Here is a 22,599-nt window from a genome sequence, read left to right on the forward strand (position 1 = left end):
CCTCGCTAGCTGAATTTAGTCGTCGTGGAAGCCGCCTTGTGCGGCGTGCGCAGGGCGACGTAGATCGCAGGGATGACGAGCACGGTGAGCAGCGTCGAGGACGCGAGCCCGAAGAGAAGCGAGATCGCCAATCCCTGGAAGATCGGATCGAGCAGGATGGTCGCGGCGCCGATCATGGCGGCAAGTGCGGTCAGCAAGATCGGCTTGAAACGAACGGCGCCGGCTTCAAGCACGACCTCACGAAGCGACTTGCCTTCCCCGCCACTGTGCCGGATGAAATCGACAAGCAGAATCGAGTTGCGCACGATGATGCCGGCAAGCGCGATGAAGCCGATCATCGAGGTGGCCGTGAACGGCGCGCCCAGCAGCCAATGTCCCACCAGGATGCCGATCAGCGTCAGCGGGATCGGCGTCAGGATCACGAGCGGCAGGCGGAAGCTCTTGAACTGAGCGACGACCAGCACGTAAATGCCGAGAATGGCTGCACCGAAGGCGGCACCCATATCGCGGAACGTCACCCATGTGATCTCCCATTCGCCGTCCCACAGCAAAGTGGGACGGGATTCATCGGTCGGCTGACCGTGCAGGCTGATCGCAGGCTTCGGCAGATTGCCCCAATCATGCGCATCCACGCGATCCGCAACAGCCAGCATGCCGTAGAGTGGCGCTTCAAAACGCCCGGCAAGCTCAGCCATCACCATGTCGGCGAAGCGCCCGTCGCGGCGGAAGATCGTCGGCGAGCCCTCCTCCATGGTCGCCTTCACGACCTGGCCCAGCTCGACGACCGTCTTGCTGCCGGGCAGCGTGTTGGCGGGCACCGGTGTCGAGGCCAGTGCCTCGTCCCAGACCAGGTGGCGCTTGCCGAGATGCACCGCGATCTCGATCGGGTTGCGATCCTCGCCACGATGCGAGTAGCCGATCGAGATGCCGCCGAACAATGCCTGGATCGTGTCATAGACATCGCGCTGCTCGACGCCGAAAAACTCGAGCCGGTCCTGGTCGATCGACAGCCGCAGCCGCGGCCGCTTCTCGCCGATGGAATCGTCCACATCGACGATGAAGGGGACCTCGGCAAAGACCTTCTTCAGCTCGGCCGTCACAGCGCGGCGCGTCGCGGCGTCGGGACCGTAGATTTCGGCCAACAGCGTCGCCAGCACCGGCGGCCCGGGCGGCACTTCGACCACCTTGATGCTGGTGCCCTTCGGCATGTCAAGCGCCTTCAGCCTCTGCCGCAGCTCCAGAGCGATGTCATGGCTTGCCCGATGGCGCTCGCCGCGGGCAGCCAGGTTGACCTGCAGCTCGCCCATCTCTGGCTTTTCGCGCAGATAATAGTGCCGCACCAGGCCGTTGAAATTGAACGGCGCCGGCGTGCCGGCATAGGATTGTAGCGAGGTGGCCTCCGGCAATTGCCGCGCGATCTCCGCCGCGCCGAACAGCGTGCGCTCGGTCGCCTCCAGGCTCGCCCCTTCCGGAAGGTCGACCACAACGGCGATTTCCGACTTGTTATCGAACGGCAGCAACTTCACCGTGACCGACTTGGTCGCGAACAGCATCATTGACAGCAGAGTCGCGATGCCGACGCCGAGCAGGAAGATCCAGGCGGCGCGCTTACTCCGAACGATGGGAGTGGCAAAGCGCCGATAGAGCCGCCCCAGCCGCCCTTCCTGGTGGCCGGCCTCGATCCCTGCAACCTCAGTTTTCGGCGCCAGCTTGAGCATGAGCCAGGGTGCTACGACCATCGCTACAAAGAAGGAGAACAGCATCGCCGCCGATGCATTCGCCGGGATCGGCGCCATGTAAGGGCCCATCAATCCAGAGACGAACAGCATCGGCAACAGCGCAGCGACCACCGTGAGCGTGGCAACGATAGTCGGGTTACCGACCTCCGCCACCGCCTCGATCGTCGCCTGCAATCTCGGCCGGCCGTCGCGCATGCCCCAATGCCTCGCGATATTCTCAACCACGACGATGGCGTCATCGACCAGGATGCCGATCGAGAAGATCAGCGCGAACAGACTGACCCGGTTGATGGTGTAACCCATCAGATTGGCCGCGAACATCGTGAGCAGGATGGTCGTAGGAATGACGACGAAGGTCACAACCGCCTCGCGCCATCCGATCGCGATCGCAATCAGCACTACGATCGAGACCGTGGCGAGCCCAAGGTGGAATAGGAGTTCGTTGGCCTTCTCGTTGGCAGTCTCGCCATAGTCGCGCGTCACCGTTACCTGAACGTCGTCGGGAATGAGGCGCCCCTTCAATCCCTCGAGGCGCCGGCCGATGTCGGCCGAGACCACGACTGCATTGGCGCCGGCGCGCTTGGCGAGCGCCAGGCTGACCGCGGGTACACGCGTCCACTGCCCCTTCTCGTCGCGCGCGTCGTTCCAGACCCGATGCTCGGCCGTATTTGGTCCGATGATGACGGAAGCGACGTCCTTGACATAGACCGGCCGACCGTCGCGCGTCGAGATCAAGAGCAATCCAATGTCGGGAATGCCCGCGAGCGTCTGGCCGGCCGCGACATTGCGCACGACGCCGGCATCGCGGACCTGGCCAGCCAGGAACGAGCGATTGGCGTCCTTCACCTTGGCCACGAGCTGCTGCAGCGTGACGCCGAACAGCGACAATTTTTCCGGATCTGGCTCGACCCTGATCTGCTGCGCCGCGCCGCCAGAGATGTAGGTCAGTCCGATGCTGTCGATCTTTATGAGCTCCGAGCGCAGCTTGTCGGCGAGCTCGAACAGGTCCTTGTCCGTCCAGCGCCCGGCCGCCTCTGGCTTCGGCGCCAGTGTCAATACCGTCACCGCGACATCATTGATGCCACGACCGACGATCAGCGGTTCAGGGATGCCGACTGGGATGCGATCGATATTGGCGCGGATCTTCTCATGGACGCGGAGGATCGCATCCTCCGACTTCGTTCCGACCAGGAACCGCGCGGTGACCATCACGCGGTCGTCCTCGGTCTGGCTGTAGACATGCTCGACGCCGTCGATGCCCTTGACGATCGCTTCCAGCGGCTTCGTGACGAGTTCAACCGCGTCGGGACCGCGCAAGCCATCGGCATTGACGCGGATATCGACCATTGGCACGCTGATTTGCGGCTCTTCCTCACGCGGGATCACCACGACGGCGATGAGGCCGACCACGAGCGCCGCGAGCAGGAACAACGGTGTCAACGGCGAGGCGATCGTCGCCTTGGTAAGCCGGCCCGAGAGTCCGAGATTCACGGCCGCACCAATTGGTCGCCGGCACGGATGCCGGACAGGATCTCGAGCCCATCGGGAAGCGCGGGCGTCGGCAGCTCGCGACCGCGCTGCACCGGCACGTCGACAACCCCGCCCGCCTTCTGAAGCCGCACGTAGTCGATGCCGAACCGGGTCGTCACGTAGCCTGCCGGAATGACGAATGCCTGCCGCAGGCCGCCGGAGATCCACACCCGCAGCCGATCCCCGACGAAGTATTCGCCGAGACCCTGGACGCTGGCGTCTGCAATGACACGACCTTCTTCGATCTGCGGGTAGACGAGATCGATAACGCCCCATTTGGACGCATCCTCGCCAAGCTCGGCGCCGTCGACCCGAATCCTGTCGCCGGCCTTGAGCAGACGCGCGTGCCGCTCCGGCACCCGCAACCGCAACTTGAAGTGCTGCTGCGCGACGGTGACGATCGCGTCGCCGGACATCACCACAGAGCCGACAGTCACGAGCTTTCTCAACACCCGGCCACCGGAAGGCGCCAGCACCTGACCCTCGCTGAGCTGCTGCGCGATCACGGCGCGCTCGGCGGTCTTCGCGCGCAGCCCGTTCTCGGCGACGTTCAGCGCGGTCCTCGCCTCGTCAAGCTTGACGCGCGGGAGGGTGCCGCGTTCGACAAGGCCTTCGATCCGCGAGAAATCGATCTGCGCCTGATTGGCTTGAGCCTGGAGCGCCTCGATCTGCGCATCGAGGGCCTTCATCTGAAGGGCCAGCTTCTCGTCACCAATGATCGCGATCGCCTGGCCGGCAGTAACAGGATCCCCTTCCCTGACATTGAGCTGGACCACAATTCCGCCGATACGTCCGCGCGCGGGCACCACGCTGACACTCTCCACCGTTGCAAACACGGCCTTTTCGTCTGCGACGGGGTGCTGTGTCACGGTGAACGCTTCCGCAGCGGCGAGACCGGTCTGCAGGGCGGTGGCCGCAAGAACCGCCAACAATCCTAGGAGTCGCATGGGGCGTGTCCGGGCAATCATGGAACCATTGCACCGCGGCGCGGTGTCCTTGTGTGTGATTTCGTTCAGCTTTATCGGGGTCGCGCGTTGATCTTGCTCAACGCGCCGCAACTTGAGCGCTCGTAGATTTCACTTCGACCTTGCGGACTTGGGTGCACAAAACACCTGATAGAGCGTCTTCAGGATCTCGCGGGCCGGCTCGCTCGCGATCGAATAGAAAATCGTCTGCGCGTCGCGACGTGATGACACAAGGCCATCCTTGCGGAGGAGCGCAAGATGCTGAGAGACCGTGGAGTCTCGCAGGTTCAGGAACTCGGCGAGTTCGCCGACCGAGCGCTCACCCTCGATGAGCTGGCAGATGATGAGAAGCCGGTGGCGGTTGGAAAGCGCCTTCAACAGGTCGCTCGCCTGGTCGGCCGCCCGCTCCATGGTTTCGCTATCTATTTTCATACTTGCGTATATACGAATCTATGAATATCTTGTCAAGCATCGCGGCAGAACAGCCAGACCCAACTGGCGGAGCCGCTTATCCAGCGGAGGTAACCCATGGCGGAAGTTGTCGTAATTGGAGCCGGTCTTAGCGGGACGCTGATGGCCTATGAATTGCTGCCCCAGCTCGGAAAGGACGATCGTCTGAGCGTGATCTCGCAGGGCGCTATCTATCATTTCGTCCCATCGAACCCCTGGGTCGCGGTCGGCTGGCGAAAGCGCGATGAGATCGAGATCGATCTCGTTGACATCATGAAGCGCAAGGGCGTGCGGCTACTGACGCAGGGCGCCAAGCGCCTGCACCCGACCGAGAACCGCGTCGAACTCAGCGATGGCACGTCGATCAACTACGACTATCTGGTCGTCGCGACGGGGCCCGAGCTTGCCTTCGACGAGATTCCCGGCCTGGGCCCGCAAGGCCACACGCAATCAATCTGCCACGTCGATCACGCCTCGCACGCCAAGGACGCATTCGAAAAGCTCGCAGCCCGTCCCGGCCCGGTCGTGATCGGCGCGGTCCAAGGGGCCTCCTGCTTCGGCCCGGCGTACGAATTCCTGTTCATCCTGGAAACCGAGTTGCGCCGGCGCAAGCTACGCGATCAAGTCCCCATGACGTTCGTCACCTCGGAGCCCTATGTCGGCCACCTCGGCCTGGACGGCGTCGGCGACACCAAGGGCCTTCTCGAAGGCGAGATGCGCGAGAAGCACGTCAAGTGGATTACCAACGCACGCGTCAAGGGCGTCGAGGCGGGCAAGATGGTCGTCGAAGAGCTCGGCGAGGGCGGCGCGGTGCACAAGACACACGAGCTGCCCTTTGCATATTCCATGATGCTGCCCGCGTTCCGCGGCGTCGAGGCGGTTCGCGGCATCGACAAGCTGACCAACCCGCGCGGCTTCGTAATAGTCGACAAGCACCAGCGCAACCCCGCCTTCCCAAATGTCTTTGCCGTCGGCGTCTGCGTGGCAATCGCGCCGGTCGGTGCAACGCCGGTGTCGGTAGGCGTGCCGAAAACCGGCTTCATGATCGAATCCATGGTGACCGCGACCGCGCTGAATATCGGCGCCCTGCTCCGGGGCAAGGAGCCGAGCGCCCAGCCGACCTGGAATGCGATCTGCCTTGCCGATTTCGGCGATTCCGGCGTCGCCTTCCTGGCGCAACCGCAGATTCCGCCGCGTAATGTCAACTGGTCGTCCAAGGGCGAGTGGGTGCACTACGCCAAGGTCGCCTTCGAGAAGTATTTCCTCCGCAAGATGCGACGCGGCGAGAGCGAACCGTTCTATGAACGCTTCCTGCTCGACAAGCTGAACATCGCCAAGATCAAGGAGGTCCGGACGGGCACATGAGCGAGACACGCCAGATCGTCTGTGGGCATTGCGGGCGGACCAACCGCCTGCCAGCCGAGCGTACGCCGGAAGGCGCGCGCTGCGGCGCCTGCCACCAGCCGATGTTTACCGGCCATCCCATCGAGGTGGACGAGGAAGCCTTTGGACGTCATGTCGTCAACAGCGACATTCCCGTTCTGGTCGACGTCTGGGCGCCCTGGTGCGGGCCATGCCGCGCCATGGCGCCGATGTTCGAACGCGCCGCGCAGCAACTGGAGCCGCAGATCCGGCTGTTGAAGCTCAATTCGGACAACGCTCCTGCGTTGTCGTCGCGCCTCAACATCACCGGCATCCCGACCTTGCTGCTGATGCGCGGCGGCCGCGAGATCGCCCGCCACGCCGGTGCGATGGATGCACGCAGCATTGTGGCTTGGACCCAAGCCAGCCTGACCCGTTCGTAACGCCAACATAGTCAAAGAGGAGCATGCCATGAATGTCGACAAAGCCGTTCTCGCCTTCGCAGGTTTCGTCGTCCTGCTTGGACTCGCACTGGGCACCTACGTGAATGCGTACTGGTATCTGCTGACGGCGTTCGCCGGGCTGAACATGCTGCAGGCCTCGTTCACGGGCTTCTGCCCCGCTGCGATCGTGTTCAAGAAGCTCGGCCTGAGCAGCGGCTGCGCGTTCTCCTGAGCGCAACGCGGCGAAGACAGCCCAATTCCACGGAGACAGTCCATGACCTATCACTTCTCGAAAACGGTCGACCTGCCGTTCGACGCAGCGGTTGCGGCCACGACCGCAGCGCTGAAGCACCATGGCTTCGGCGTGCTCACCCAAATCGACGTCAAGGATACCCTGAACAAGAAACTCGGGGCCGAGTTTCGACCCTACCTCATCCTCGGAGCATGCAATCCCAAGCTCGCCTATGAGGCGCTGACCCTCGAGGACAAGATCGGTACGATGCTTCCCTGCAACGTCGTAGTTCAGCAGCGGGAGGGCGGCAAGGTCGAGATTTCGGCAGTGGATCCCGTCGCCTCGATGGCGGCCATCGAGAATCCGAAGCTCGGCGCCGTCGCCGGACAGGTTCGCGAGTTGCTGAAGCAAGTCGTCGCCGAGATTGCGTGAGACCATTCGCAGATTGCAGAGGCCGACCATGAGCGACGACACCTTCATCGAGGGACCTCTCTACGAGAAGCGGAAGAAGGTCTATCCGCAATCCGTCCAGGGCCCTTTCCGCCGCATCAAATGGGCGATCCTCTGCGTCACGCTCGGGACCTACTATCTCCTGCCCTTCGTGCGCTGGAATCGCGGACCCGGCCTGCCGGACCAGGCGGTGCTGATCGATCTTCCGCATCGGCGCTTCTACTTCTTCTTCATCGAGCTGTGGCCGCAGGAGGTCTACTATTTCACCGGGCTCTTGATCATCGCGGCGATGACGCTGTTTCTGATGAACGCGGTCGCCGGCCGGCTGTGGTGCGGCTACATGTGCCCGCAGACGGTGTGGACCGACCTGTTCTACGCGGTCGAGCGCTGGGTCGAGGGCGACCGGCGCGAGCGCATGCAGGGCGACAAGCGCTACTGGACGTTCGATCACATCCGGAAGGTCGTGCTGAAGCACTTTCTCTGGATCATGATCGCCTGGTGGACCGGCGGCGCCTGGGTGCTGTATTTTTCCGACGCGCCGACGCTGGTGAAGGAGCTCGCCACCTTCCAGGCCCCGTTCATCGCCTATCTCTGGATCGGCATCCTCACCGCCACGACCTATGTCTTTGCCGGTCACGCCCGCGAGCAGATGTGCATCTACATGTGTCCGTGGCCGCGCATCCAGGCGGCGCTGACCGACGAATGGGCGCTCAACGTCACCTATCGCCGCGACCGCGGCGAGCCGCGCATGTCGGTGAAGAAGGCGGACGCGGCCCGCGCGCATGGCGATCGCGCCGGTGACTGCGTCGATTGCCATCAGTGCATAAATGTCTGCCCGACCGGCGTCGACATCCGCAACGGAATCCAGCTCGGCTGCATCCAGTGCGGCCTGTGCATCGACGCCTGCGACAACGTGATGCGCGAGATCGGCCGGCCCGCCGGCCTGATCGGCTACGATACCGACATCAACATGCAGCGCCGGCGCGAGGGCAAGGCGCCGCTCTACCGCATCATCCGTCCGCGCACGCTGACCTATGCCGCGGCCATCGCCATCGTCGGCGGCATCATGCTCTATGCCCTCGCGACGCGTACGACGATGGACGTCAACGTGCTGCATGAGCGCAATCCCCTCTTCGTCCAGCTCTCGGATGGCGGGGTGCGCAACGACTACACCGTCCGTATCCTCAACAAGGGCGCGCAGCGATCGTTTGCGCTCGAGGTCTCCGGCCTGCCCGGCGCCACCGTTCGCGTCGCCGGCATCGAAGCCGGCTCCGACGGCAAGCCCGTCATCGAGGTCGGGCAGGATCAGACCCGCGAGATCAGGCTGTCGGTGCAGGTCGGTCCCGGCGACCTGCCGAAGACCTCCCGCGACGTCGGCATCGCCATCACCGACACCGCCGGTGGCGGACGCGCAAGCGCCCGCGATCATTTCGTGCCGGGCGAGCAGTAGCTCCCACATGCCATGGCGCATCCGGCGGCTGCCGCCGGATGCTGAACGAGACGTTAACACTACCGCTCGAATTGAAGCGGTATCCCAACGGGATTTTCCAATCTTTGCGCTAAGGATGACCGCGTAACCCGGGCTCAGCCCGCGTGAACGGGGACGACGGGACGTGGTCGACATCGCGCACCAGGCAGCGATCAATCCGGCATCGGCAAAGCATGCCACGACGACGCGCGCGCTCGTCCCGCTTGATGCAATTGAAGCCGGCCAATGGCGCGCGCTCGCGCAGCGGGCGGTCGAGCCGAACGGATATTACCTGCCCGCCTGGGAGCTCGCCGTCAGCGCGACCGCGCGCGGCCGCACGGGGGCCTCGGCACTGCCCGCATTGGACGGATATTCGACGCGACTGATCGGGCTGATGCCGGTGATCTCGCTGTGGCGGGCATGGAAGATTCCCCTGCCCGCGTTGGTGAGCGCGCATCCCTATGGCACGCTGTGCAGCCCGCTGATCGACCGCGACGCGCCGATCGAGGCGGCGACGCGTCTGCTGCAGCAGGCGCGAGAGACCGGCGCGCATGCGTTCGTGCTGAACGACGTCGCGCTCGACGGCGCGGCCATGGCGTCGCTCAAACAGGCTCTCAATCGCGACGGCCTGAAGCCGCGTGTTCTCAGCTCCTACATCCGCGCCAGCCTCGATGCGACGCAGGACGGCGAGACGCTGCTGCGCGAGGCGCTCGGCGCCAGGAAGCTCAAGGAGCTACGTCGCCAGCGCCATCGTCTCGAAGAGCACGGCCCCGTCGTGTTCGAGGTCGCGCGCCGGCCTGACGAGATCGGGCCCGCACTCGAAACATTCTTGCAGCTCGAAGCCAGCGGCTGGAAGGGCAAGCGCGGCACCGCGCTGATCCAGCATGCGGGCGATGCGACCTTCATCCGCCGCGCGGTGCCGGCGCTGGCAGAGACCGCGCAGTGCGAGATCGTCACGCTGCGCGCCGGCACGATTCCGGTCGCCGCCGGTATCGTGCTGCGCCATCAGGACCGCGCCTTCTTCTTCAAGCTCGGCATCGACGAACGCTTTGCAAGATATTCGCCGGGCGTGCAGCTCACGCTCGACCTCACCCGTCGCCTCTGCGCCGACCCCGCCATCGCCAGCGCGGATTCCACCGCGAGCGCCGACCACCCCATGATCAACCCGATCTGGCGCGGGCGCTTTGCGATCGGTGACGTGCTGATTCCGCTGCGGCGGAACGATCCGGTCGTGCCGCTCGTTCACGCAGCACTGGTCGGCCTCAACGCCGCGCACGAGGCCACGCGACGCGTGGTCCGCCGCCTCCGCAAATAAGCGAAACCTACTCCGCCGCCTGCGCGTTGATCTCCGCCGAGACCTGGCGGATGGCGCGGGCGAGCAGGTTCGGGTCCTGCGCGCCGGAGACGGCGTATTTCTGCGCGAAGACATAGGTCGGCACGCCGGAGATGCCCTTCTCGGAGGCTTCCTGCGCGTCGGCCGAGACGCGCGCGACGTCCTCGTCGGTGGCAAGGCGCTTGCGCACGTCGTCGGCATCGAGGCCGACATCGGCGGCCGCCTGCACCAGCACGTTGACGTCGGTGAGGTCGCCGCCATCGCGGAAGTAGAGCTCCATCAGGCGTTGCTTCATCTCGGGCGCCTTGCCGATCGCTTCCGCCCAGAGGATCAGGCGGTGACAGTCGGTCGTGTTGGGCTGACGTGCGACCAGCTCCGGCTTGTAGACGAGGCCCTCTTCGCTCGCGGCCGCGACGACGCGCCCCGCAATGCCCTTATAGGCGTCGACCGAGCCGAACTTCTGGGTGAGATAGTCCTCGCGGCTGATGCCCTCGCGCGGCACCCACGGATTGAGGAAAAAGGGGCGGAAATTCAGCTTGACCGGAACGTCGGGCACGAGCGCCAGCGCGCTTTCGATGCGATGCTTGCCGATATAGCACCACGGGCACACCACGTCGGAGACGACGTCGATCTGGAGCGGTTTCAGCGTGCTCATGTCAGGCGCCTCCTTCGGGCACTTTAAGGGTTCGCCCAAAGATAGGCCGAACCCGGCCCGAGGCAAGAGCGCTATGTCATAGCTGCTGCCATCTGCTTCAGCCGCTCCGCGGTACGCTCGTCGGCCGGAAAGAACGTCTCCAGCGCAAGCTCCGACAGGGTGATGTCCACGGGCGTGCCGAACACCATGGTGGTGGAGAAGAAACTTAGTATCTCCCCCTCGTGGCGCAGCTTGAAGGGGATGGCGACATTGTCGCTCGACAGCGGCGCCGATCGTGCCGGGATCGGGTAGCTCTTCAGGTCGTTGTAGAGCTTGATCAGCTCCGGATCGGCCGTTGCCTCGCATTGCCGGTGCAGCCGCTCCAGCAGATGCCCGCACCACTCCGCGAGATTGACCGTGCGCGGCGCCAGCGCCTCGGGATGAAACGCGAGCCGCAGCACGTTGAACGGCTGGCCGAGCAGCCGCTGCGGAATGCCGTCGAGCAGCGGCGCCACCATGCGGTTTGCGGAGACCAGGTTCCAGTGCCGGTCCACCGCGAGCGCCGGATTGGGCTCGTGTGCCTTGAGGACGAGGTCGATCGCCTGGCGGGCTGATTTCAAGGCGGGATCCTCCAGCGGGCGCTGCGGAAACGCCGGCGCAAAGCCGGCGGCGACCAGCAGCACGTTGCGTTCGCGCAAGGGCACGTCGAGACGTTCAGCGAGCCTCAGCACCATGTCGCGCGAGGGCGCGGCGCGGCCGGTCTCGACGAAGCTCAGATGCCGTGCGGAAATCTCCGCCTCGCCCGCCAGATCGAGCTGACTCATCCGGCGGCGCTGACGCCATTCGCGCAAATGGTCACCGATATGGATCGGCTGGCTGCGTTCGGCGTGCGCCGTGGATGCATGTGCGTTCATGGTCGAAAACCTAGCACGCGGATTTCAGCCCTTCCATTACCCGCGAGGTAATCGAATTGGCGCTTGAGTTCCTGAAATCGCTGGATTGCCGACGCGCGTCGATGTCCGCGCAATGGTCATGCAAGACCATTGCCGGGCATTTCCTGGGCCGTCTTCCGGCGCGCCCACAGTGGCCTCGGACGCGCAGCCTGCACCGTCCAAGCGCCACCGGCCGATAAGTCCCGCGACAGATGCAGAATGACTACTGCGACCGATCCGACGTCCACCCCTTGTACTCGGCGACATTGTCCCGGGTCACAAGTTTCGACGGCAGGAGTTCGACGGTCGATGCCGGCTTCTGGCCATTGAGAATACCGACACCGACCTGCACGGCGCGCCGCGCCATGAAGAACGGATCCTGTGACGCGGAAGCCTGGATCTGCAGCGATGCGGGATCCTTCAGCGCGGCCTCGATGTCGGGCGCGCCGTCCACCGCGGTGATGACGATGCCGGTGCGGTTTTGCTGGCGCGCTGCGAGGTCGGTGCCGATCGCCTGCGGATCGTTGATGGCGAAGATGGCATCGATCTTGGGGAAGCGGGTCAGGTAACCCTGCGCAACGGTGAGGCCGCCCTCGCGCGAGCCCTTGCCGTCCTGATCGTTGGACAACACCTTGATGCCGGGATTCTTCGAGAAGACGTTCTTGCAGCCGACAACGCGGTCGATCACGGCGGAAACCTGCGGCCCGTTCTCGATGATGACGTCGCCCTTGCCTCCCAGCTTGTCGACGATGTACTGGCAGGAAATCTCGCCGGCCTGGACGTTGTTCGTGGTCACGGTGGCATCGGCGCCTTCGGCCGCGGTGTCGACCGCGACGACGACGATACCCGCCGCCTGTGCCTTCTTGATTGCCGGTCCGATCGCCTTGGGGTCGCCGGGGTTCAACAGGATCAGGTCGACGCCGGCGGCGATGAAATTGTCGATCTGGGTGACCTGCTTGCCGAGGTCGTATTCGAAGCCGACCGTGGTGACCTTCACATTGGGATTGGCCTTCTTGGCCTCGAACTCGGCGCCCTTCGACAGCGCGACGAAGAACGGGTTGCCCAGCGAGCCGAGCGAAACGCCGATCGACTTGAGCTCCTTGGCGAAGGACGGCGCGGTGCTTAGGGCAAGCACCGTCGCGGCGCCGGCAAGCGTGATCGTCTTCAACATTGGCTTCCTCCCTGGTCTGTCTTCATCTCCGGCACGGCTGACCAGTTGCCGTACCGGAATCTCACATCGAACCACCCGCGCTCAGCTGCGCGCCGCACCTTTCAGGTTCTGGCCGAGCCTTGCAACCGGTAGCGGTCCAGCGCCACGGCGCCGATGATCACCAGGCCCTTGATCACATATTGCCAGATGTCCGAGACGCCGGTGAGGATCAGGCCGTTCGACAGGACCGCGATGATCAGCGCGCCGACCAGCGTGCCCCAGATCGAGCCGATACCGCCGACGAAAGAGGTGCCGCCGAGGATCACGGCGGTGATGGCGTCGAGTTCATAGGACTGGCCGAGTTGAAGGCCGTTGGCCGCATAGAGCCGCGCCGCCTGCATGGCGCCGCCAAGTCCGGCCAGCAGCCCCGATGCGCCGTAGACGAAGATCAGCACGGCCCAGACCTTGATGCCGGCAAGCCGCGCCGCGCTCTCGTTGCCGCCCACCGCGTAGATGTGCACGCCGAGCACGGTCCGGCGCAGCACCAGCCACGAGACGAGGATGACGAGCAAAGCGATCACCGAGAGCCACGGGATCGAAGCAACGCCCGGAACGAGCGTCAGCGAGCCGTTGCCGATGAAGGCGTAGGGAATGGAAGGATTGAACACCGTGGTGTCGGCGCCGAGCAGCCGCGCCAGACCGCGCACGGCGGTGAGCGAGCCCAGCGTCACGATGAACGGCGGCAGGCGCAACAGCGCGATCAGCGCGCCATTGACGACACCGAAGCCGAGGCCGGTGAGAACGGCGGCCGGCAGCCACAGCGCCCCGAGCTCCGGCAGTTTCGAGATCGTCAGGCCGGCCATCGCGGACGCCGCCAGGATCGAGCCGACCGAGAGATCGATGCCGCCGGTCAGGATGACGAAGGTCATGCCCGCGGCAAGCACGGTGTTGACGGCGGCCTGCTGCAAGACGATGCCGAGATTCTGTCCGGTGAAGAAACGGCCATCCGACAGGTAGTGAAAGCCGGCGCATAGCAGCAGCAGCACCGGCAGCATGCCGGCCGCGCGGATCAGAAGCCTGATGCGCTGACGCCTGGTCTCCTGGGCGGCGGCCAGGCCGTTTGCCGTGGCGGCCTTCGCCTGCGTCGATCCGTTATCAGGCATCGAGATGCTCCATCCCCGTAGCAAGTGCCATGATATCCTCCTGATTGAGCGGCGCCGTCTCGGTTCGGCTGACCTCGCCTGCGATGTGTCCCGACCGCATCACGATGACGCGATCGCAGATGCCGATGATCTCCGGCAGGTCGGACGAGATGACGAGGATCGCTGTGCCGGCCTTGGCGAGATTGTCGATGATCGAATAGATCTCCGACTTCGCGCCGACATCGACGCCGCGCGTCGGCTCGTCGAGGATCAGGATCTTTGGCGCGATGGCGAGAAGCCGCGACAAGAGCACCTTCTGCTGGTTGCCGCCGGACAGGCCCCCGGCCGGCACGCCGACATTGGCCGCGCGGATGCTGAGCCCCGCGAAGGCCCTGTCGGCGCGCTCGCGCGCCTTGTCACCATCCAGGAACCAGCCAAGCTTCGCATCGCGCCCGAGCACCGCGAGATTGATGTTGTCCAGGCATGACATGTCGAGAAACAGGCCGAGCGCCTTCCTGTCCTCCGTCAGATAGGCGATGCCGGCCTCGAGCGCCTCGCCGGGCGTGCGGATGTCGATCGGGCGGCCTTCGAGTTCGAGACGGCCCGACGTTTTTGCCGCCGCGCCGATGATGAGATGCGCAAGCTCCGTGCGTCCGGCACCGATCAGGCCGGCAAGCCCCACTACCTCGCCGGCATGCACGGTGAGCGAGCAGCCCTTGACGCGCCGGCCGTCAGACATGTCGATCGCACAGAGCACAGGGTGTCCCCGCCCCGCCTCCGGGTCATGGTCCTTCTTGTAGAAAGAGGAGACGTCGCGCCCCACCATCAGCCGCACGATGGTATCGGCCCGGATTTCCGGCTTGTCGAGCGAGCCCACGAGACGGCCATCGCGCAAGACGGTGACGCGGTCGCCGAGCGCGTAGACCTCGTCCATGCGATGCGAGATGTAGATGATGGCGAGCCCCTCGGCGCGGAGCTGACGGATCAGCGCGAACAGCCGTTCGCTCTCGCCGGCCGACAGCGCAGTGGTCGGCTCGTCCATGATCAGGATTTTCGACCTCGCGTGCAGCGCACGCGCGATCTCGACGAGCTGGCGCTGGCCCATCGACAGATGCGCCACCAATGTCGATGGCTGGAAGTCCGCGCCCAGCCGTTCCAGGATGGGGCCGACGCCCTGGCGCATGGCGCCGCGCGCCAGCAAGCCCGAGCGCGAGATCTCGCGGCCGAGATAAATATTCTCCGCGACACTGAGATTGGGAGCCAAAGACAGCTCCTGATAGATGATGGAGATGCCCGCGGCGCGGCCGCCGAGCGGGCCTTCGATCCGCACCGGCCTGCCTTCGATGCGGATCTCTCCGCCCGGATCGGGCCGGTAGGCGCCGGACAATATCTTCATCAGAGTCGATTTGCCGGCGCCATTCTCGCCCATCAGGGCATGGATTTCGCCGGGATAGACGGTGAGATCGACGGCACGCAGCGCCTTGATGCCGAAGAAGCTTTTCGAGACCCCGCGCATCTCGAGGATCGGATCGTTCATCGTGCCTCCCGACGCACAATGCGTTTCCCACCCGCGTCTCGTTTTCTCAGCGCGGTTCGCGCATTAAACAAAACGCCGCGGCACAGGGCAATACCGAACCGACGGGAAAGCGAAATCGAAACGGCGCTAGCGGCGTGGCCGATACAGTTCGCGCCAGGCGGGAAGCCGATCGGCATAGGCATCGACGAGCACGCGATCAGGCTCGAACGTCTCGATGCGTCGCGGCGGCGTACAGACGGCGTCGATTGCCTCACCCGTGACAGCAAGACGCCCTAATCTTGCCGCACCGAACGCCGCTCCGGTTTCACCTTCGGCAAAGCGATGGATCGGAACATTCAGAACGCTTGCCAGCACCGACAGCCAGAACCGGGACCGTGAACCGCCTCCGATGGCATCGGCTTCCGCGACCGTAATGCCGGCATCCGCGAGCACGTCCCGGCAATCTGCCAGCGCGAAGGCAACGCCCTCGAGCACGGCCTGCACGATCGCCTCGCGATCGGTGCCGTGGCTCAAGCCATCGAGCATGCCGCGCACGACGGGGTCGTCGTGCGGTGTCCGCTCGCCCGCCAGGTAAGGCAGGAAGCTCACCGGAGACGGCACCTGCGGGCGGGACCCAAGCGGTGCCAGCAATTCCGCCTCGGCAATGCCGAACAAGCGCGAGATCCAGGCAAGACAGGAGGCCGCCGAGAGAATCGCGCCGGCCTGAATCCACATTCCTGGGATGGCGTGGCAGAACGTGTGCACCCCGCGATCCGGGTTGGCGGCGATCCTGCTCGTCGGCACCAGCAAGGCGCCCGAGGTTCCCAGCGAGATGAACGCGGTTCCCGCCCTGATCGCGCCAATGCCGACGGCACCCGCCGGATTGTCACCGGCACCGCCCGCGAAGCTCGGCCGTCTGACCATGCCCCAGCGTTGCGCGAGCTCGCTGCGCAATGTTGCCGCGGGCGCGCAGCCCTCGACCAGTCGCGGCATGTGATCGCGCGACAGGCCGGTCGCGGCCAGTGCTGCATCCGACCAGTCCCTCCGCGCGGCGTCGAGCCACAGCGAGCCCGATGCGTCCGAGACATCCTCGACGGCTTCGCCCGTCAGGACCAGGCGCAAATAAGCCTTCGGAAGCAGGACGCGTTTCGTCGCGGCAAAAACCTCGGGCTCGTGCGTCGCAATCCAGAGCAGCTTTGGCGCGGTGAATCCGGGCATCGCCTTGTTGCCCGTCGTCGCGCGCAAGGCGGGCCAGCGTTGCTCCAGGATGCGGCACTCGGCGACGGACCGCCCGTCGTTCCAGAGGATGCAAGGCCGCAGCGGTCTTGCGCTCGCGTCGAGCAGCGTGGCGCCATGCATCTGGCCCGACAGTCCGATGCCTTCGACCACGGCCAACGCGCCGGCATGCGTCGCCTTCAAGGCATCCAGCGTGGCGAAGGTCGCCTCGACCCACTGCGCGGGATCCTGCTCGGAGTAGCCGGGCCGCGGCGAAGCGGTCGCGAGCGGCCGGCTTTCGCTGGCAATCACGCGCTGCGCGGAGTCGACGAGAACGGTCTTGACCGCCGAGGTGCCGAGATCGATGCCGAGATACATGGATGCGAACAATTGCCGACGCCGGATGGACGACGGCGGTCGGATGGCCCAATCAATCCAAGAAGCCTGATCGCGTCAAGGCAGGCTCTGCCATTCGTCGATCTCCAGGCCGAAAGAGCCGCAGAGCCGCCCCGCTTACCTGCGAGGTAATCGAATTCGGCGTCGCTGCGGCGCATCTTCCCTAGCACAGGAGATGATCATGATCGCGCTGCTGCTCTACCGGACCGTTGCAGACCACCTTGTTCCCTGGGCCATGGCGCTCGCCACCCGCATGCTGGCGCGCAGCCTCAACATGCCCGAGCCGCTGGTGCATTCGACCGGCGACTATGTGGTCGCACAGGTGCTCGCCTTCGAGCACGGCGTCGGCAGGAGCCTCTGCCCGTTCCGCATCGCCCGCCTGCTCAGCGCCTGGTGGCGCGGACTGCGCTGAATTCCACCCCAAGATTCCACCCCCAAGCCCAACCCAAGCAAGGAGACCTACGATGATTGACGCATCCACCTTCCTGCGTCGCGCCCTGCTCGCCGACGCGATCTTCAGCGGCGCGGCCGCCCTCGGCTTCACTTTCGGCGCAGGCGCCTTCGCAACGTTGTTCAACCTGCCCGAAGCGCTGCTGCGCGAGACCGGCCTGTTCCTGATCGCCTACACCGCGCTGGTCGGCTGGTTTGCCGCGCGCGCCGCGGTGCCGAAGCCGCTCGTCCTGCTCGTTGTGGTCGGCAACGCGGCCTGGACGGTCGGCAGCATCGCGCTGCTGCTCTCGGGCGCGGTCTCGCCGAACATCGCGGGCGAGCTCATGGTCGTGGCCCAGGCGATCGCCACCGGCGTCTTCGCCGAGCTGCAATATGTGGGATTGCGGAAGAGCGGGCGCGTCGTGGCGGCGTGAGGCCGCATCCGCTGCTGTCGTCGCCCGGTTTAGCCGGGCGACCCAGTATTCCAGAGACGCCTGAGGGATACGGAGAAGCCGCGGCGTACTGGATGCCCCGCTTTCGCGGGGCATGACACCGCGATGAACGGCTACGCCCGCGCGCTGCCGTTGGCCTTGCCGACGGCGTGGCCGTTGAGCTTCTTCTTTTTGACGGCCTTGGCGCCTGCCTTCTTGGCCTTGGCTTCCGTGCGCGCCTTCACCTTGGCGCGTTCGGCCCGCTCCTCGGCGCGCAGCTTCTTGCGCTTGGTCTCGCAGGAGGCGCATTTGCAGCCGATCGGCTTCAGATAGGCTTTGAAGTAGTCGGTGCCGTAATCGTAGTTGATCTCGTCGCCCGGCTCGATGTTCTTGATGGCACGGATGAAGACCTTGCGCTCGCGCGGGCGAACGTCGGACTCGGCGTTGGGCCGGCAGGAATGGTTGATGTAGCGGGCGAGGTTCTTGCGCACCGAGCCGTCGATGGTCCAGCGGCCGTTGAGCTCGAACAGATATTTGTTCTCGATCTCGTCGTGCGCAGGAATCCGCGAGTCCAGGATCGGTCCGAAATAACGGATGATCCGGGTCCCCTTCTTGATCGGTTTGGTGGCGAAGAGGCCGAGCCCGGTCTTGGAGCGGCCGACGCGATAAGGTTTGTTCGACGAAATGGCTGGCATGATCTGGAGAACGAGGACGCGAACAAGGCCGGACGGGCCCAAGCGAAGCCGCTCTTCTAGAACGATTCCGCGCCGCTGTCAGGTCTCAGGTAGGCCTGTTTGAACCTTGCCCACAATCAAGACGTCTGATGGTACGGAGTTCCCGATGCATCAAAGCCTCATGATGACCCGCATCACCACAACGTGCCTGGCCGTGTTGCTGATGTGCACCGTCCTTGGTGGCGCAAACGCCCAATCCGTGGGCAGCACGTACACTTCGACGGCGCCCAAGGACTGCCGCCAGCTCGGAAAGCCCAGCGAGCTCGACGGCAGCACGACGCGTATGTGTCCCGGCAAAGATGGCCTGATGGTGCTGATCGCCGAGGACGATCTTCGCGAGATCGTCTCGGTCGGGCGCAATCGCAAGGAAGCGGCCGAGGAGCCGGCGGCCAAGACCTGGTTCGCCCCGTTCAATTCATCCGAGACCACCGTCGAGTGGCACGCCGCCGGCCAAAAGCCGTTTGCGATCATCCAGCGCTGGCACATCGCCGACGGCAGCGATCCCGACAAGCAGGGACGGCCAAACACCAAGGCCATGCTGGTCGTGACACGGCTGCCGCCGGGCCCGGTCTGCCATGTCGCCTATGTCGATGCAATCGCCAACCCGAACGCCAATGAGCTCGCGCGCAAGGCCGCGGACGATTTCGCCCGCGGCTTCACCTGCGGCAAGGACGAGGTGAAGGTCATCGGCACGCGCGGCCGCGCCGTCGAGCTCGCGACGATGCGGTAGGGGCTGCGCCCGATCGAAGGCGCTATGTCGGCAACTTCGCTGTAATCGGCGCCGTCAGCATCACCTCAAGCAGCCGTTCGGCCGTCGTCCCCTCGGGCAGCCGCTCCAAAATATCCTTGAGCCGTCCGTCGAGCAGCAGGGTGGTGAAGCCGTGCACCATCGACCAGGCGCGCGCGATCGCGGCGCCCTGGTCGAGCGTCAGCGCGTCGCCGCTGATCTGCTCCTGCCGCATCGCGCCGATGGCGTTGGCAAGTCCGGCGAAGGAGGCTTCGGCAGCCTCGTGCAGCGAGGGCCTGGAATAGTCGAGCCGCTCGGTGCGGAACATGATGCCGTACATGCCGGGATGGGCCTGCGCATAGGCGACATAGGCTTTCGGCCGCGCCAGCGCGCGCGCGAGCGGCGTGGTCGCGGTGTCGCAGGCTGACGCCATCGCCGCGTTGAACTGGCGGAAGCCGACGGCCGCGAGCTCGCTGAGAAGGCCGGTGAGATCGCCGAAATGATGGGTCGGCGCAGCATGCGATACACCCGCCTCGCGCGCCACCGCGCGCAACGTCAGGCCCGCAAGCCCGTCGCGCTCCAGCACCCGTTCGGCGGCCTGGAGCAGCGCCTCGCGCAGCGCGCCGTGATGATACGGCGCCTCCGTCTTCGCACTGGCCGGTCGGCGTGCGGGACGTCCGCTCGTTGCCGACGATGTCTTACTCGGGGCGCGCGCGATGCGCGCCGCTTCGGTCCTGGTTTCGCTCTTCGGATCGCTTTTGCCCATGAGCCAACCTATATGACGCAATATTGACAGTGTAAAGATTTCGCTTGACCGGCGCGGCGATCGGCCCTATCTGATCTTTACGATGTAAAGATAAGAGGGATACGCCGTGCAGCACGACGCCATCGCCGAGCGCCGCAACAATATCGCGCCGATTCCATTCGAGGCCGACGCGCCCTTCCTCAAGATCATCGGCGAATTGCCGCGCGAGCTGAACGGCACGCTCTATCGCAACGGCCCCAATCCGCAGTTCGATGCGTCCGGCGCGCACTGGTTCGTCGGCGACGGCATGCTGCACGCCTTCCACCTCGAGAATGGCCGCGCCAGCTACCGCAACCGCTGGGTCCGCACGCCGAAATGGCTCGCCGAGCACGACGCCGGCCGCGCTTTGTTCGGCGGCTTCGGCCGCAAGCTGCCGGATGCCCCGGCTGATCTCACCGACGGCGGCGTCGCCAACACCAACATCATCTTCCATGCCGGCAAGCTGCTGGCGCTGGAAGAAGCGCATCTGCCGACCGAGATCGAGCCGGGCACGCTGGCCACGCGCGGCTATCACAATTATCAGGGCCGCATCGCCAGCAGTTTTACGGCGCATCCGAAGATCGATCCGGTCACCGGCGAGATGCTGTTCTTCGGCTACAACGCCGCGGGACCGCTGACGCCTGCCCTCTCCTTCGGATCGATCGATGCGTGCGGCAAGGCGACGCGCTTCGAGCGGTTCGAGGCGCCCTATGCCAGCATGGTGCACGACTTCATCGTCACCGCGAACCATGTGCTGTTTCCGATCCTTCCCATCGCCGGCAGCATGGAGCGCGCGATGAGCGGACGGCCGCCCTATGCCTGGGAGCCGGACAAGGGCGCCTATGTCGGCGTGATGAAGCGCAACGGCACGGCCAAGGACATCGTCTGGTTCCGCGGTGAAGCCTGCTACGTCTTCCACATCATGAATGCCTGGGAGGAAGGCAACCGCATCGTCGCCGACGTCATGCAGTTCGAGGAAGCGCCGCTGTTTCCGCATCCCGACGGCCGGCCGACCGATCCGGAGAAATCGCGCGCCCGCCATTGCCGCTGGACCTTCGATCTCTCGGGGAATACCGATCGCTTCCAGCAGACGTATCTGGACGACCTCACCGGCGAATTCCCGCGCATCGACGATCGCCGCGCCGGGCTGAAGAGCCGTCACGGCTGGTACGCCTGCGCCAATCCGAAACTGCCGATGTTCGGCGCGCTGTCCGGCATCGTCCATGTCGACGGCAACGGCAAACGGCTCGGCCATTATCTGCTGCCGGCCGGCGACACCATCTCCGAGCCGGTCTTCGTCGAGCGATCGAGCGATGCAGCCGAAGGCGACGGCTGGCTGCTCGCCGTGGTGTGGCGCGCGCGGGAGAACCGCAGCGACCTCGCCGTGTTCAATGCCACCGACATCGAGGCCGGCCCCGCCGCATTGGTGCAGCTCGGCCACCGCGTGCCCGACGGCTTTCACGGCAATTGGGTGGGAGCGGCATAGCCGTCATTCCGGGGTGCGACGAAGTCGCGAACCCGGAATCCATTTCACCGCGTGCTCTGCGGCTCGACGGATCCTCAAACACGCGATTGCGCATCGTAGCTCGACGCTTCGCGTGCCCCGGAATGACGGAAAGAGGAATTTCCCATGCACATGCCCTCGATCACCGCCGACTATCTCGCCGTCCTCGCCCTGGCCTGCGCCGCGCTCGCACTCTGGATGACCTGGCTGTGGCGGGGAAGCCACGGCACCTTCAACGGCGGCATCTTGCTCTCCGCCGGCTTCATGACCGGCTGCGCGCTGCCGCTCCTGCCCTGGGCGGAATTGGCCACGGAGGCATCGGACCAAGTCGTTGCAGGCCTTCATCTTTTGGAGGTCGCCTACGTGATTTTGACACTGTAAAGATATTGCTTGACCCACGCGCGCCCCTGAAGTAGGAATCTTTCCATTGTAAAGATCGGTTCGACCGAGGCGGCCCATGACAATTTTCCTGATCCTCGCGCCCTACGGCGCCTACACTTTCCTGATGCTGGTGACGTCGGCCACGGTCAGCGTGTTCGCGGCCTCCGCGATCTGCCTCGCCACCGTGGCCATCGACGTGGCGCAGGGCCGCTCGGTGAAGATCCTGGCTGCGGGCTCGGCGATCGAGTTCGCCGCGATCGGCCTCTACCTCGCGCTGCTCGACCCCACGCTCGGCACGCTCGGCATCAAGCTGTCGGTCGATGTCGGCATCTTCGTCATCTCGCTCGGCTCGATGCTGGTCCGCCGTCCCTTCACCCTGCAATATGCGATTGAATCGGTCCCGGCCGAGACCGCGGCGATGCCCGGCTTTCTCTATGCCAATTACGTCATCACCGGCGCTTGGACCGCGGCGGCGCTGCTGATGGCGGCCGCCAATCTCGTGCTGCTCTACGTCCCCGGCCTGCCGCTCTGGTCGAGCCTTGCGGTCGCCTTCGCCGCCCGCAACAGCGCGATCTACTTCACAAAATGGTATCCCGAGTATCGCCAGATCAAGTACGGTACGCCGGCCGCCGCGCTGCCCAACGCCCGCTGA

The 22,599-nt window shown here is 65.1% G+C and carries 23 protein-coding genes; 12 read left to right on the forward strand and 11 right to left on the reverse strand.

The features are described 5' to 3' along the window. Positions 1 to 5 precede the first annotated feature (5 nt). The 3 genes from BJA_RS29220 to BJA_RS29230 all read right to left on the reverse strand — a co-directional run bounded on the left by BJA_RS29220 (position 6) and on the right by BJA_RS29230 (position 4,645). Positions 6 to 3,230 carry an efflux RND transporter permease subunit gene (locus BJA_RS29220; RefSeq protein ID WP_011088515.1) on the reverse strand — a complete coding sequence of 1,075 codons (3,225 nt, stop codon included), beginning with the start codon at positions 3,228 to 3,230 and terminating at the stop codon, positions 6 to 8. After that, positions 3,227 to 4,216 (reverse strand): efflux RND transporter periplasmic adaptor subunit, encoded by a 990-nt coding sequence (locus tag BJA_RS29225; RefSeq protein ID WP_038967177.1) that lies wholly within the window; start codon positions 4,214 to 4,216, stop codon positions 3,227 to 3,229. The genes BJA_RS29220 and BJA_RS29225 overlap by 4 nt, the downstream gene beginning before the upstream one ends. Before the next feature lie 129 nt (positions 4,217 to 4,345). Continuing rightward, positions 4,346 to 4,645 carry an ArsR/SmtB family transcription factor gene (locus BJA_RS29230; protein ID WP_236842090.1) on the reverse strand — a complete coding sequence of 100 codons (300 nt, stop codon included), beginning with the start codon at positions 4,643 to 4,645 and terminating at the stop codon, positions 4,346 to 4,348. A gap of 117 nt (positions 4,646 to 4,762) precedes the next feature. Between BJA_RS29230 and BJA_RS29235 the strand changes: the two genes are divergently transcribed. From BJA_RS29235 to BJA_RS29260, 6 genes are all read left to right on the forward strand, one after another. After that, positions 4,763 to 6,049 (forward strand): NAD(P)/FAD-dependent oxidoreductase, encoded by a 1,287-nt coding sequence (locus BJA_RS29235; RefSeq protein WP_011088518.1) that lies wholly within the window; start codon positions 4,763 to 4,765, stop codon positions 6,047 to 6,049. Next, entirely contained in the window at positions 6,046 to 6,489 is a 444-nt protein-coding gene (trxC, locus tag BJA_RS29240; protein ID WP_011088519.1) for a thioredoxin TrxC, read from the forward strand. The genes BJA_RS29235 and trxC overlap by 4 nt, the downstream gene beginning before the upstream one ends. A 28-nt stretch (positions 6,490 to 6,517) precedes the next feature. Further along, complete coding sequence (locus BJA_RS29245) at positions 6,518 to 6,721, forward strand: YgaP family membrane protein (RefSeq protein ID WP_011088520.1); 204 nt, start codon at positions 6,518 to 6,520, stop codon at positions 6,719 to 6,721. Positions 6,722 to 6,763: 42 nt separating this feature from the next. Next, positions 6,764 to 7,153, forward strand: coding sequence for a DUF302 domain-containing protein (locus BJA_RS29250; protein ID WP_011088521.1), 390 nt, complete (start codon positions 6,764 to 6,766; stop codon positions 7,151 to 7,153). 28 nt (positions 7,154 to 7,181) lie between these two features. Next, complete coding sequence (gene ccoG / locus BJA_RS29255) at positions 7,182 to 8,621, forward strand: cytochrome c oxidase accessory protein CcoG (RefSeq protein WP_011088522.1); 1,440 nt, start codon at positions 7,182 to 7,184, stop codon at positions 8,619 to 8,621. 163 nt (positions 8,622 to 8,784) lie between these two features. Beyond that, on the forward strand, positions 8,785 to 9,954 hold the full coding sequence (locus BJA_RS29260; protein ID WP_011088523.1) for a GNAT family N-acetyltransferase: 1,170 nt from the start codon (positions 8,785 to 8,787) through the stop codon (positions 9,952 to 9,954). Between the two features lie 7 nt (positions 9,955 to 9,961). Here BJA_RS29260 and BJA_RS29265 read toward each other — a convergent pair whose 3' ends face one another. From BJA_RS29265 to xylB, 6 genes are all read right to left on the reverse strand, one after another. After that, complete coding sequence (locus tag BJA_RS29265; RefSeq protein ID WP_011088524.1) at positions 9,962 to 10,627, reverse strand: DsbA family oxidoreductase; 666 nt, start codon at positions 10,625 to 10,627, stop codon at positions 9,962 to 9,964. Between the two features lie 71 nt (positions 10,628 to 10,698). After that, positions 10,699 to 11,520 carry a helix-turn-helix domain-containing protein gene (locus BJA_RS29270; RefSeq protein ID WP_011088525.1) on the reverse strand — a complete coding sequence of 274 codons (822 nt, stop codon included), beginning with the start codon at positions 11,518 to 11,520 and terminating at the stop codon, positions 10,699 to 10,701. 241 nt (positions 11,521 to 11,761) lie between these two features. Next, positions 11,762 to 12,709, reverse strand: a complete 948-nt coding sequence (locus BJA_RS29275; RefSeq protein ID WP_028173320.1) for an ABC transporter substrate-binding protein — start codon at positions 12,707 to 12,709, stop codon at positions 11,762 to 11,764. 101 nt (positions 12,710 to 12,810) lie between these two features. Next, the gene (locus BJA_RS29280; RefSeq protein WP_011088527.1) at positions 12,811 to 13,851 is read right to left on the reverse strand and encodes an ABC transporter permease; all 1,041 of its coding nucleotides are present in this window, start codon (positions 13,849 to 13,851) and stop codon (positions 12,811 to 12,813) included. After that, a complete protein-coding gene (locus BJA_RS29285; protein WP_011088528.1) occupies positions 13,844 to 15,367 on the reverse strand; it encodes a sugar ABC transporter ATP-binding protein in 1,524 nt (507 codons plus the stop codon). Before BJA_RS29285 ends, BJA_RS29280 begins: the two co-directional genes overlap by 8 nt. A 126-nt stretch (positions 15,368 to 15,493) precedes the next feature. Continuing rightward, on the reverse strand, positions 15,494 to 16,939 hold the full coding sequence (xylB, locus tag BJA_RS29290) for a xylulokinase (protein WP_011088529.1): 1,446 nt from the start codon (positions 16,937 to 16,939) through the stop codon (positions 15,494 to 15,496). Positions 16,940 to 17,138: 199 nt separating this feature from the next. Here xylB and BJA_RS29295 point away from each other — a divergent pair, with 199 nt between their 5' ends. Then, complete coding sequence (locus BJA_RS29295) at positions 17,139 to 17,369, forward strand: hypothetical protein (RefSeq protein WP_082757092.1); 231 nt, start codon at positions 17,139 to 17,141, stop codon at positions 17,367 to 17,369. Positions 17,370 to 17,421: 52 nt separating this feature from the next. Continuing rightward, on the forward strand, positions 17,422 to 17,820 hold the full coding sequence (locus BJA_RS29300) for a hypothetical protein (RefSeq protein ID WP_011088530.1): 399 nt from the start codon (positions 17,422 to 17,424) through the stop codon (positions 17,818 to 17,820). Positions 17,821 to 17,951: 131 nt separating this feature from the next. On the opposite strand, the gene BJA_RS29305 is transcribed toward BJA_RS29300, so the two are convergent. Continuing rightward, complete coding sequence (locus BJA_RS29305; protein WP_011088531.1) at positions 17,952 to 18,512, reverse strand: SET domain-containing protein; 561 nt, start codon at positions 18,510 to 18,512, stop codon at positions 17,952 to 17,954. Positions 18,513 to 18,675: 163 nt separating this feature from the next. On the opposite strand from BJA_RS29305, the gene BJA_RS29310 reads away from it, so the two are divergent. Further along, positions 18,676 to 19,281: a hypothetical protein gene (locus tag BJA_RS29310; RefSeq protein ID WP_038967175.1), complete on the forward strand. Its 606-nt coding sequence runs from the start codon at positions 18,676 to 18,678 to the stop codon at positions 19,279 to 19,281. 22 nt (positions 19,282 to 19,303) lie between these two features. Here BJA_RS29310 and BJA_RS29315 read toward each other — a convergent pair whose 3' ends face one another. Then, positions 19,304 to 20,044: a TetR/AcrR family transcriptional regulator gene (locus tag BJA_RS29315; protein ID WP_011088533.1), complete on the reverse strand. Its 741-nt coding sequence runs from the start codon at positions 20,042 to 20,044 to the stop codon at positions 19,304 to 19,306. 106 nt (positions 20,045 to 20,150) lie between these two features. Between BJA_RS29315 and BJA_RS29320 the strand changes: the two genes are divergently transcribed. From BJA_RS29320 to BJA_RS29330, 3 genes are all read left to right on the forward strand, one after another. Beyond that, entirely contained in the window at positions 20,151 to 21,548 is a 1,398-nt protein-coding gene (locus BJA_RS29320; protein ID WP_011088534.1) for a carotenoid oxygenase family protein, read from the forward strand. Positions 21,549 to 21,692: 144 nt separating this feature from the next. Then, complete coding sequence (locus tag BJA_RS29325) at positions 21,693 to 21,947, forward strand: hypothetical protein (protein WP_011088535.1); 255 nt, start codon at positions 21,693 to 21,695, stop codon at positions 21,945 to 21,947. A 76-nt stretch (positions 21,948 to 22,023) separates the two neighbouring features. Continuing rightward, the gene (locus BJA_RS29330; RefSeq protein WP_011088536.1) at positions 22,024 to 22,599 is read left to right on the forward strand and encodes a hypothetical protein; all 576 of its coding nucleotides are present in this window, start codon (positions 22,024 to 22,026) and stop codon (positions 22,597 to 22,599) included.

This window comes from Bradyrhizobium diazoefficiens USDA 110 (assembly GCF_000011365.1).
GTDB classification, from domain to species: Bacteria; Pseudomonadota; Alphaproteobacteria; order Rhizobiales; family Xanthobacteraceae; genus Bradyrhizobium; species Bradyrhizobium diazoefficiens.